General features: G+C 50.9%; 9 protein-coding genes. 2 read left to right on the forward strand and 7 right to left on the reverse strand.

All coding sequences use genetic code 11. The annotated features are described in order from the left end of the window. Positions 1-442: 442 nt before the first annotated feature. From gpmI to WJM45_RS11620, 6 genes are all read right to left on the reverse strand, one after another. Positions 443-2,095: a 2,3-bisphosphoglycerate-independent phosphoglycerate mutase gene (gpmI, locus tag WJM45_RS11595; RefSeq protein WP_341325262.1), complete on the reverse strand. Its 1,653-nt coding sequence runs from the start codon at positions 2,093-2,095 to the stop codon at positions 443-445. Between the two features lie 51 nt (positions 2,096-2,146). Further along, the gene (locus WJM45_RS11600; RefSeq protein ID WP_341325263.1) at positions 2,147-3,364 is read right to left on the reverse strand and encodes a dicarboxylate/amino acid:cation symporter; all 1,218 of its coding nucleotides are present in this window, start codon (positions 3,362-3,364) and stop codon (positions 2,147-2,149) included. 398 nt (positions 3,365-3,762) lie between these two features. Next, positions 3,763-4,443 (reverse strand): (5-formylfuran-3-yl)methyl phosphate synthase, encoded by a 681-nt coding sequence (locus WJM45_RS11605; RefSeq protein WP_341325264.1) that lies wholly within the window; start codon positions 4,441-4,443, stop codon positions 3,763-3,765. Continuing rightward, on the reverse strand, positions 4,440-5,003 hold the full coding sequence (locus WJM45_RS11610) for a DUF447 domain-containing protein (RefSeq protein ID WP_341325265.1): 564 nt from the start codon (positions 5,001-5,003) through the stop codon (positions 4,440-4,442). The genes WJM45_RS11605 and WJM45_RS11610 overlap by 4 nt, the downstream gene beginning before the upstream one ends. Positions 5,004-5,007: 4 nt before the next feature. After that, entirely contained in the window at positions 5,008-6,396 is a 1,389-nt protein-coding gene (locus WJM45_RS11615; RefSeq protein ID WP_341325266.1) for a DUF6513 domain-containing protein, read from the reverse strand. After that, positions 6,393-6,938, reverse strand: a complete 546-nt coding sequence (locus WJM45_RS11620) for a flavoprotein (RefSeq protein WP_341325267.1) — start codon at positions 6,936-6,938, stop codon at positions 6,393-6,395. The genes WJM45_RS11615 and WJM45_RS11620 overlap by 4 nt, the downstream gene beginning before the upstream one ends. Positions 6,939-7,017: 79 nt before the next feature. On the opposite strand from WJM45_RS11620, the gene folP reads away from it, so the two are divergent. Then, a complete protein-coding gene (gene folP / locus WJM45_RS11625) occupies positions 7,018-7,854 on the forward strand; it encodes a dihydropteroate synthase (protein WP_341325268.1) in 837 nt (278 codons plus the stop codon). Positions 7,855-8,147: 293 nt separating this feature from the next. Here the strand turns inward: folP and WJM45_RS11630 are convergent, their stop codons facing one another. Further along, positions 8,148-9,143: a lysophospholipase gene (locus WJM45_RS11630; protein WP_341325269.1), complete on the reverse strand. Its 996-nt coding sequence runs from the start codon at positions 9,141-9,143 to the stop codon at positions 8,148-8,150. Between the two features lie 279 nt (positions 9,144-9,422). On the opposite strand from WJM45_RS11630, the gene putA reads away from it, so the two are divergent. Then, positions 9,423-12,533, forward strand: coding sequence for a bifunctional proline dehydrogenase/L-glutamate gamma-semialdehyde dehydrogenase PutA (putA, locus tag WJM45_RS11635; protein ID WP_341325270.1), 3,111 nt, complete (start codon positions 9,423-9,425; stop codon positions 12,531-12,533). The last annotated feature ends 87 nt before the right edge of the window (positions 12,534-12,620 follow it).

Below are 12,620 nucleotides of genomic sequence, written 5' to 3' on the forward strand. Positions count from 1 at the left end.
TTCGTTCATCTAAGAGGTTAGAAAGAAAACTTAGGAACGAGCATGAAATAACTTCTACAAATGGTTCCCATGCTCTGCGTGGGAACCTGGACGGGGACGCTCTAGCGTCCCCGAGCCGCAGAGCGACTCGGGATGCATTACCACGCGGAGCGTGGGAACGCATACCGATCTGGTTTCGACAGCCAAGGTACGGATTCCCACGGAAGACCGTGGGAACCAGAAAAGGCTTAACTTAATGGCAGTGATGCTCTGCACGGGAACGACGCACTCATCTTATTATTCATTGAGAGAGAATTGGATGAGGGAATCAAAAGTCTAAGTTATTTCGTGCTTATTTCTTAGGTAATCTCCCGAAATACATCATGAACTTCAAACGTCAGCGGCTTTCCCTCACCTAGCGTGAGGTGAGGGAATCATAACTCAGTTATTTCATACCCATTCCTCAACCGACTTTCACAAGGCTTGGAACATAATCTTCCGGCGACTCGAAGCCTAGCAGCGTGATGCAAGTCGCCGCCAGATTCGCGATACCGGGGTTTGGCACATCGGCCAAACGCGCATGAGCCACCCCTGAAGGATCGTAAATAATTGCCGGCACCGGGTTCAATGAATGCGCCGTTTTCGGCTTGAACTTGCCTTCATCGTCAAGAACCAGCTTGCCTGTCTTTTTATCCAGCTCGCACATGTCGTCCGCATTGCCGTGGTCTGCCGAACATACTAGAATTCCGCCTGTCTTTTTCAGCGCCTCGATAATCCTGCCGATACCTTGATCGACGGCTTCGACAGCAGCCTTTACCGCATTAACATCGCCGGTATGACCAACCATATCGCCATTCGGATAATTTAAGCGGATAAATTTATATTCCCCGCTCTCGATCGCCTGTGCGACAGCATCGGTGATTTCGTCCGCTTTCATTCGCGGCGCTTCCTCGAATGGACAAGCATCCGACGGAATTTCCACCCAGGTTTCGGTCGGGAATTTACCGGAATTATTGCCATTGAAAAAATAGGTCATGTGGCCGAATTTCTGCGTTTCGGAAATCGCCAACTGTTTTATACCGGCGTTCGACAAATATTCGCTCATCGTACGATCAATCGCGGGCGGCGTTACCAAATAACGCTCGGGAACGCCAAGGTCGCCGTCGTATTGCATCATACCCGCATATAACACATCCGGTTTCGGACCACGATCGAACTCGTTCAATTCGTCCGCTTCAAAGGCCTTGGTAATTTCCAATGCCCGATCGCCTCTGAAGTTAAAGAAGATTACGCTGTCGCCATCGACAATCGGTCCTGCCGGCGCTCCGTCACGCTCGATGACGAACGCGGGTAAATCTTGATCTAAAATGCCGGGTTTTTCTTTACGGAAGGTTTCTATCGCTTCCTTCATGGAAGCAAAGCGCCGGCCTTCGGCTTTCACATGCGTATCCCAACCGCGCCGCACCATATCCCAGTTGGCATTATAACGATCCATCGTAATGTTCATGCGTCCGCCGCCGGATGCGACACAATAATCGACGCTGCCATCGGCATTGATCTCGTTCAAAAAGGTTTCGAAGCGCTCGACATATTCCAGCGCCGAGGTCGGAGGCACATCGCGACCATCGATCAAGGCATGAATTCGCGCCTTTTTAACGCCTTGCTCCTTGGCTTTCCGCAACATCGCTTCCAAGTGATTCAGATTGGAATGCACATTGCCGTCCGAAAACAAACCAATAAAATGTAAGGTCGATTCTTTTTTAATGACGTTTCGAATAAGCTCATCCCAAACCGACTCGGGCGCGAACATAGCCCCGGATTCGATCGCCTTGCCTACCAAGGATGCCCCTTGAGAAAAAACACGTCCGCAACCAATGGCGTTATGGCCGACTTCCGAATTGCCCATGTCGCCGTCGTCCGGCAAACCCACTGCAACGCCATGAGCACGCAACTCTGTATACAAGGCATGCTTACGCAACCAATCCAAATTTGGCGTCGCAGATTGCAGCACAAAATCGCTTTCCGGATTCTTACCAATTCCTATCCCATCCATAATGGCCAACACCACAGGACCCTTAGGTCCTGTAAAATCCATATTCTTTTTTAATTCATTCATTTAAAACTCCAAATTACAGGTCATTTATATAAAATAAAGAGGGGTAGTCAGTTAGCGACGATGCTCTCCCTTAGCGACGATACAGGTCACGGCCGCATCGCCAGTCACGTTGACGACCGTTCTAAGCATGTCCAAAAGCCGATCCACGCCTAAAATCAAGGCAATGCCCTCGACCGGCAGCCCGACTTGATTGAATACCATCGCCAGCATGATCAATCCAACGCCGGGCACGCCTGCCGTGCCGATCGACGCCAATATCGACATGCCGATCACGGTTAAATATTGCATCAACCCGAGTTCGATGCCGTAGACATTGGCAATAAATACTGTCGCGACGCCCTGCATAATCGCGGTACCGTCCATGTTGATAGTCGCACCGAGCGGAATCGTGAATGCCGCGGTCGAGTTCGGCACGCCCAAATCGTGTTCGACGACGCGCAGATTGACCGGAATCGTCGCGTTGGAACTGGCCGTACTGAAGGCGAAGATATGCACCGGACGCATTTTTTTCATAAATTCCCATGGATTCATTCGCGTCATGAGCCATAACAACAAACACAACGTTAGCGTAGTATGGAGAAACAAACTGGCGATAACCGCCGAAAAATAACCCAGCATCGGCACGATCAAACCGATACCCTGTTCGGAAAAACTCTTCGCGATTAAACAAAAAACCCCGATCGGCGCAAATTCCATAACCAGCATCACGAGTTTCATCATGACTTCGTTCAATTGCTCGGCGGTTCTCAACAATTGGAAACCGACTTCGCCCGCCATCATCATCGCGATCGCAAAAAGAATCACAAAAAAGATGATCTGCAGCATATTGCCTTCGGCGAACGCATTAACCGGATTGCTCGGTACGATCCCGATCAACACTTCGGCTAAACCGGGCGCTTCGGGCGCGCTAAATTCGGCAACGTCGCCGCTACGTTCAAAATCGCGCCCGGGACCGACCGAAACGGCAATCAACAAGGCCAGGGCAATCGCAAGGCCGGTCGTCAACAAATACAAACCAAAGGCTTTAATGCCGATACGGCCTAACGCAGCGATATCGCCGATGCCGCATACGCCGCAAATCAGCGAAAAGCTGACCAACGGCACGACCAGCATTTTCAAGGCATTGATAAACGAAGCGCCGACCACATGAAATAATCCCTCGACCAGATATTCCCGAATCGCGCCATTATCTTGTCCGAAAGCATTGATCGCGCTTCCTGCCAATAGCCCCAAGCACATCGCAATCAAAATTTTTGTGGTGATCGGCATTTTACTCCCTTTATACTCAAAAAATGGCTAACTTTATGAAGGTATGGGGTGTGGCTAGCGAGGATGTCGGCAGCAGGGCAGATTTTTGCTCCTGCAAAATCTGCATTCACGCCTCCATGGCGTTCGATTGCTGCCGTCAAGCCCCCATGGAGGGGTTTACCCAGCACCTAAATTCCATAGTCCATTGGCTATGGTTAACTATCTGGGGTAATTCATCCAGCACCTAAATAAGCCATGATTTTGATTCATTGCCAAAGACCTATGGAATTTAGATGCTGGATTTAGGTGCTGGGTGAACGGCGGTCCTCGATAGACACATCCCATACCTTTTTTCTTAGCCGATTTTTCGATCAAAAGTGAGTATTTTTCATGATTTACGCTCGGCCTTCCCACTTAAGTTAACCCTGTAAAAACGCTTTTTTAACCTCAAGTATCGCATTATCATCCAAATGCGAGGTTCGATCGTGTCGCCTACACAAAGCGCCTCGAAAACCTAAATAATCGGGTTTATGGCGTAACAAACCAGGTACATCCTCGACCCTTAGCGACCCGGCAAGTCCGCATATCAGTTTGAGTTCATTGCATTTAGCTACGAATCCCGCGATCGCATCATCAGTCAACACATGAGGCAAGGAACCCGAACTTTTGTCCATCGTATCCAGCATTACCCCCTTGAAACCAGCCTGCTTGAACGCGGCCACGGAATGTAAATCGGGTTCGCTATCGGCAAACATGACCCCGATTAACGCCAAGCCGGCTTGAGCCAACGGCGTCAATGCATCCAACGTGCCTTGCCAATCGCCGCCGGGAAAAAAACCGATCTTGATATAATCGACGCCGGTCGCCGCCATATCCGTTACCGCGCTCACGATGACTTCCGGAATCATCGGCAAATCGCCGACCGTCGCGCTGACCGGGCATTGTCCATTGATTGCCTTGACGATACGTGCAACCGTCATGGTATCCAGCGCCCCTAACGCGCCTTGGGAAGGCTGCTTCAAGTCGACGATATCGACTTCGAAATTCAAGATCCTCAGCGCTTCATCGAGCTTGCTGACACTGGCGAGCATCCCGGTCATGCGAGCTTCTCTCGTTTGTGCTGTTCGATGACCGCCATTAACCAAGACCACGCCTCGAGCTCCTTCGGGCCGGCGGTTTTTTCGAGGCCGATTTTAAGATAATCCAGTTCTGCATCGATTTTTTCTTGCGGCAACATACCCAGCCGACTGACCAAAATCGCCGCTTCCAAGACCGAATACTGGGCCCGGTTAAAACCCATGAACGGCGCATGGTTGACCGTATGAATAATTTTGCAAAACAGCTTCGGCCTCAACGCATCTTCCTCGACTCGGACTACTTCGACTTCGCTATGCGCCAAGGCGCATGCCAAGACCTTACCGTTAATCTTCTCGGCCTCGATCAAAGGCCAATCGCGCCGTCCTGTCAAACAGCCGGCAAACACCCTGACATCGTCGCAATAATTGATCACGGCATGACTACTCGTCATGAGATTGTCGAGCGTGGTCGACGGCCGAAACGGCAAAATGATCAATTCTTCATCGTGCCGATGAATGCCCATCGGCGCAATATGCGCCCTGCCTTCTAAATTTTGCGTGGTGACTATCGTTTCTAAAATCATCGGGTTAATTTTTCTTTAGCGTCGTGCCGGCCGGTTTAAAGCTGTGCAAATCGACCGTCGGTTCGACTAGATCGGTCGCGCAGCCCCAACTCAAGGCCTCGTCTTGATTGAAGCGTTTGCCGAGTTGCCAGGCAATTTCGGCGCGCGCCAGTTCGACGCCTAAATAAAAGGCGTGACCGCCGTCGTTTTCGACGCCGAGTTTCGGATATAAATCGAACGGGTCGGTCGCCGAATGAAAACCGTCTCGGTTAAAAATATGCAGCCCTTCGGTGCTGGTTTGAATACGGTAGCTCGGGTCGGTGATCTCGCCGGCCAGCTCTTTGATCTCATCGAGCGTATAGGGAAACGGCGCGGTCTCGTGCAGCGCCATCAAACCCGAATCGATATGCTTGGGTAGCATGTTGTTTTGTTTCGCGGCATGCATGATACGCCTCGCCAAGTCGGCTTCCTTGACCGCTCGACAAGCATGTTTGCTGACTTCGGTCGCGAGAATCGCATTGATCTCGAGCTCCGAGCAAATACCCAATAACAGCGCATTCATTCCGACCGTGTCGGCATGCGTCAATTCGGTGATATTACCGACGCCCATCATGATCTCGATATCGGGATATTTTTGCCGTACCTGATGATAACGCACGACCGATTGCGTGAAACCGTAATGCAACGGATCCAAGATAGGGTCGACCAGGAATGGGCGATTTTTAGCCTGCATGGCTTCGATCGCACGATCGAGCGATGCCAAGTCTTCATGAATTTCCGGGATTAAAATCGGCGTCGTTTCGACTTCATCGGCGACCCAGAGCGTTCCTTCGTGCAGGCTCAACATGAAATCGGCGCCGGCCTTGCCGCCTCTGAGCAAGTCGTCGGCTTCGAGCGAATCGATGCTGACCGTAAAGCCTTCTTGTTTTAAGGCTCGAATAATGGCTTCCATGTGCGGAAACGGCGTTCCCGGCAAACAGCCGATATCGATCACATCGGCGCCGTGACGCCGGTAATAATGCGCTCGCTCGACGACCTCATCGACAGAAACATTCGGCGCATCGACGATTTCGGCAAAAATTTTCACGCGATATTCGCTAAGATCGGGCTTATGCGCTTCCTTGCCGAAAAATAGCGGTAAATCTTTTAACTCATCGGGGCCACGCTCGACCGGTAAACCGAATTGTTGTATCACCTTGTCCAGATCGCCCCGGCACCGCCCAGGTAGGATCATCCGGTCGGCTTGGTAGGTTTCCTTTAGCCGACGGCAAATCATGTCAGTGGTCATCAACGCAGCGACTTTAATACCTAGCTGATGTACCGTATAGGTAAACTCCGGCTGCATTTTTTCCAGAATTTGGTGTAATTGTTTTTCGGCCAATTTTCCGGTCAAAAACAAGATGTGCTCGCTCATGCCACACCCAATGATTTCAGGCGCCGATTGACCGCCTCGATCAATTCATCAACGCTTTCGACGACTTGCGTATACGGAAAGTCGCGCAGTTTATCGGTCGCGTCCAAATCGACCGGGCGAGGATATACCATGACCTTCTTACCGCCCGGCGCAGTGGTTTCCATTTCAGGCGCGATATCGCACGGATAGACGATGCTGGGGACGCCGCATTTTCCGGCCTGAGAATAAAGATTGGTCACCAGCGAGTCGGCAATGCCCAATATGCATTTGGCTACGGTGTTCGAGGTCGTCGGCGCCATCACGAAGCTATGATAATAGCCGGTATAAAAACGACCGACCGGCGGCGACGAAGCAGCCTTATCGCGAAAAACCGGCATTCTGGCGCGAACCTCTTCGAGTTTGATGCCGTACATCTTTAAAACCTCCTCGCCGGCTTGGCTCAGGTAGAGATCGACATCATCCAATGTCATCAAAAATTCCAGGCATTCTTCGATATAATGCCCGGAGCCGGTGACAGCCCAAGCTAAACGCGGTTTATCCATTTATTCGATCAAAATTTAAATAGTCCGCTATTATACCCGATCCTCAAAGGCCACTTCGAATACAGCCGAAATTTTATTTATGTTTAACACGATAGAAAAACCGCTAATCATGGGCATTTTAAATGTCACGCCCGACAGCTTTTCCGACGGCGGGCGGCATTACAGCCTTGATAACGCATTGGAGCAATGCCGCAAGATGCTCGCCGAAGGCGCCGACATCATCGATATCGGCGGCGAATCCACCCGCCCCGGCTCCGATCCGGTGAGCGCCGCGCAACAAATCGAACGCGTCGTGCCGGTCATCGAAGCCATCCGAAAACATCTTGCTTCGGATAGTCTGATCAGCATCGATACGACACAGAGCTCGGTCGCAGAAGCGGCACTGTCGGTCGGCGCCGATATGATCAACGACATATCGGCCGGCGAAGACGACGCCATGATCTTTGATCTGGCCGCAAAACGTCAGGTTCCTATCATCTTAATGCACAAACAAGGCACACCCAAAACCATGCAGGATAAGCCTCATTACCAAGATGTGGTCGGCGAAGTGTTAAATCATTTGATGCAGCGCACCAATCAAGCGATCGAACAAGGCGTTGACCGAAGCAATATCGCGATCGACCCCGGCATCGGTTTCGGCAAACGAAAACAAGACAATCTGGATTTATTGGCGCATTTGGACCGCTTCGTCGAAAGCGGCTATCCGATTTTGCTGGGAACTAGCCGCAAACGCTTCATGGGTTCGATTTTGGATGTCGCCGAGCCCACCGAGTTGATCACCGCGACCGCCGTCACCACGGCATTGGGCGTCATGGCCGGCGTTAAACTATTCCGCGTCCACGATATCAAAGAAAATAAGCAGGCGGTAGACGTGGCCTGGGCGATCAAACAACGGAGATTATCAATCAAGCCATGACGCCAACGACCGACCTTGACAAGCCGTCTCATAGGATGGATGCTGATACAGCACAATGTTTACAGCTTGTTTTTTATTACCATGGAGGGCATGAAGAAAATGAAGGGAAGAGAATTGGGTTATTTATCTAATTTTTCGATAGACGACGCTCGACAGAGAAAATGCCGGTTCCGGAGAGGGTGCGGTTGCTCGACAGACAGGAGTCGGCGGCAAGGACAGCAGCCGACATCCTCGCTAGCCACACCCCATACCTTCACAAAGATAACTAATTTTTGAGTATAAAGGGAGTAGGTTTATCTTTTCGCCAACATTCGCCAATCGCGCTGATCGGCTCCTGATGGCAAAGGCTTGTGCGAGGCTTTGATCCATGCTGCGATATCCCTCCAAATGACCTTCGCTTGCAAATCGCGCAACAGCATGTGATAGCCGTTCTCGTAGAAAGCAACGGTTCTATCGGCGCCTTCGGTGTCGAGAAAATCCCGCAAAAAACGCAGCGTCGGCTGCTTTGGTATGACTTCGTCCTTTTCACCATACAGCATCAAAGTATCGACCTGAATATTATGAGCGTTATTGGATGCAGAATCCATCAAATCGGTTAGGCCATGAATCGTTTCGACGCGAGTTTCCTTGATCACCAGCGGATCCCTGCCCAACTCCCGAAGCATTTCAATATTATCCGAGGCTTGTATTTTTAAGCCCCGACCGGTCAAGGTCATCCACGGCATCGTATGAGACATAAGCCACAACAAACTGCGTTGATACCACGGCATCGTTTCGCGGGACCAAACGGCAGGAGCCGATAAAATTAAACCACTGACCGGCGTCGCCTCCTCGCGCGACATGGCTGCGATGATAACGGCTCCGCCCATGCTTTCGCCCAAAAGATAAACCGGCAACCCCGGATGCTTGCTTTTTATCAGTCTGACAAATAAATCCAGATCCTCGGTATACGCATCGATACCGCTCCACAAACCCCGACGCGGGCTTTGACCGAAACCGCGTTGATCGTAGGCATAACTGGCGATTCCTTTTTCTTTCAGAAATGCTCCAGGCTCCTCGAAAAACCGACTGTAATCGTTGAAACCGTGTAAAGCGATCAATACAGCACGAGTTTGCCCCGGCTCCGGCAACCATTTTCTGACCGGCAACCAAGAGCCGTCCGGTGTGATATAGCGATCTTCCAACAATAGCGCTTCTATGACGGGTTGACCTGGCTTATAAACGGCCGGCGCGCACCCGACGAGCCAACTTAAAAGCACAACAAACAAAATTCTCGAAAATCTAATCATCAATACAACAGTTATTTGTGGACAAACATTTTTTGGAGTATAAAAAATACCAAGGATTCAATTTAACCCAGCCTTAACAAATGTAGCACCTACGGTCTAAATTATTGAATCATAAGGTTTAAAAAAAACGCCAAAAATGGCCTTGTAGTGCCATAATATTATATTTACTATAATATTCAACGACTTATGCTCTGCCAACGTTAAAGCTGGGTTAATATGTTATCGGCAGGTCTTTTTCTTAAAATAGTTAATTCGCTCACATAATAACGTAAACTTTCTATGGTCAATCTTTCTTTATCGGCCTTGCGCAAAGCTATCGATCAAGCCTATTTGAACGATGAAACGGCTAGCGTAATCGAATTAATGGTTGGCTTGACCGATTATAATCCTGCTGATGTCGAAGCGCTGGCTCGTTTACTGGTTGAACAGATCCGGGCCGATAAAGACAAGCAATCCGTTGTCGATGCTTTTTTGCATGAATACCGACTCGATAGCGCTGAAGGCCTCATATTGATGAGCATTGCCGAAGCCTTGCTGCGCATTCCGGATGCCGCAACCCAAGATCGTTTTCTCGCCGATAAATTGACTTCTGCGCATTGGCAAGAACATCTCAATCACAGCGACTCGATGCTGGTAAATTTATCTACCGGCGCTTTATTATTGACAGGATTATTCGAACGGCATTTCAAGCCGGACGGAAAGCATGTATTCGATCAATTGCTTGGTCGACTCGGTGTACCCGTCATTCGAAAGGCATTACAAAAAGCGATGCATTTTTTGGGGGCGCAATTCGTGATGGCCGAAACGATTCCCGATGCGCTACATGCCAGCCAAATGCATCCGGAATACCGTTACTCCTTCGATATGCTCGGCGAAGCGGCAGTCACCGCCTCGGATGCGGAGCGTTACTTTTCGGCCTATCTCGATGCCATTCGGCAACTGTCGCATGCCTCCATGACTGCTTCGTTGTTCGATAAACCGGGAATTTCGATCAAACTGTCGGCATTGTGTCCGCGCTATGAACCCTTGCAACACCTAAGAGCAGTCCCGGAGTTGACTGCAAAACTGCTTGCACTGGCTCAATGCGCGCGACAAAGCGACTTGACGGTTACAGTCGATGCCGAGGAAAGCGAGCGATTGGCCATGTCGCTGACGATTTTCGAGGCGGTCTTCACTCATCCGAGCCTGAAGGATTGGCCCGGATTGGGCCTTGCGGTCCAAGCCTATCAAAAACGGGCGCCGCATGTCATCGCTTGGCTTTCTGCCTTGGCGAAATCGGAACGCCGAAAAATACCAGTCCGTTTAGTCAAAGGCGCGTATTGGGATACCGAAATAAAACGCGCTCAGGAATTAGGACTCTCCGCTTATCCTGTATTCACGCGAAAATCGGCGACCGACATTTCTTATCTGGCTTGCGCAGCGCGCTTATTGGCAGAACCCGCCGCATTTTATCCGCAGTTCGCGACGCATAATGCCCATACCGTCGCCGCAATCAAACAAATGGCCGGTGATCAAACCGATTACGAATTTCAACGTTTACACGGCATGGGCGAGGCGCTTTATCAAAATTTGGCGAAGCACCCGAATTGGTCCATTCCGTGCCGGGTTTATGCGCCGATCGGCCATTATCAAGAACTATTGCCTTATCTGGTTAGGCGTTTGCTGGAAAACGGCGCGAATACCTCTTTCGTCAATCAAATCGAAAACCCCGATATCGATATCGAGCATATCGTGCAAAACCCGGTCACTTTCTGGCTCGAACTCAAAGAGTTCGAGAAAACCGGCGTACCGCTGCCGGTCGACCTATTCGGTACGGAAAGGCGAAATTCGGAAGGCTTCAATCTGGCCGATACCGAACAATTGTACTCGTTGCAAAAACGTCTCGACGAACTATCCGGCATCGTCCATCATGCCGGCCCGTTGATTAACGGAAAAAGTCCGACCGGTTTCGAACGGGTTATCGTAAATCCCGCCGATCATTCGCATAAAGTCGGTACCGTTGCATTTTGCGGGACCGATATCGTTGCCGACGCTCTCGACACCGCTTCGGAGGCTTTTGATGCATGGCGTTCGACTAACGTGCAAAAACGAGCGCGCTATCTTAACAATGCCGCCGATTTGTTCGAGTATAACCGTACCGAACTGGTCTCTTTATGCGTCCGCGAAGGCGGCAGAACAATAAAAGACGCCTTGGCCGACGTCAGAGAAGCAGTCGATTTTTGCCGTTACTATAGCGCACGCGCTCTTGAGTTGTTCGACCACCCGATGGCTTTACCCGGACCGTGCGGCGAGGATAATTTTTTGACTTATTGCGGCCGCGGCGTATTTTTATGCATCAGCCCGTGGAATTTTCCGATTGCCATTTTTACCGGCCAAATCGCAGCGGCGCTAGCGGCCGGCAATACGGTCGTGGCTAAACCGGCCGAAGCGACTTCGCTCACCGCGGCAGCATGCGTCAAGCTATTGCATCAAGCCGGCATTCCGAGCTCGGTATTGAACTTCGTACCGGGCATCGGTTCTAAAATCGGCCCTCTGTTACTTAGTGATCCGCGTATTGCCGGCGTCGCGTTCACCGGCTCTACCGATACGGCGCGCTCAATCAATCGGCAACTCGCCGAACACGCCGATATCGTGCCTTTGATCGCCGAGACCGGCGGTCAAAATGCGATGATCGCCGACACATCGGCGCACAAGGAACAATTGGTACTAGATGCAGTGCAATCCGCATTCAATAGCGCCGGCCAACGCTGCTCGGCCTTGCGGGCATTATTCCTGCCCCACGAAACCGCCGATACAATCATCGAACTTCTGATCGGCGCGATGCAGCAGTTGACGATCGGCGATCCGGGCCATTATGCCAGCGATATCGGCCCGGTCATCAACTGTAAGGCATTGGATAAATTAAACGCTCATGTTGAAGCCATGCGACAGCACGCCAAAGTCATATATCAATCGCCGTTACCGCCCGAATTGCCGGAAGGAACCTATTTCGCCCCCACATTGATCGAAATCGACTCGCTTGCGCAACTGACCGAAGAAGTATTCGGACCGATACTGCACATCGTCCGCTATCCCAGCGATGCTCTTGAGCAAGTGATCAACGATATCAATGCTACGGGCTACGGCTTGACGCTGGGCATCCACAGCCGAATCAACGCAACGGCACGCAGAATTCAACAAAAAGCCAAAGTCGGCAATCTCTATATCAACCGCAACATGATAGGCGCGACGGTAGGCGTACAACCCTTCGGCGGCATGGGCCTATCCGGAACCGGTCCGAAAGCCGGCGGCCCCGATTATCTAAAACGCTTCGCAGTCGAACAAACCGTCACAATCAATACCGCCGCGATCGGCGGCAATGCCAGTTTACTGAACCAAGATTTGCGCTAAACACCAAAAAGCCACCGTACACCTTTCCTCTTTCCTCTTTCCTCTTTCCTCTTTCCTCTTTCACCTTTCCCCTCAACCCTCTATTTG

This window comes from Methylotuvimicrobium sp. KM2, assembly GCF_038051925.1.
In the GTDB taxonomy this organism is placed as follows: domain Bacteria; phylum Pseudomonadota; class Gammaproteobacteria; order Methylococcales; family Methylomonadaceae; genus Methylotuvimicrobium.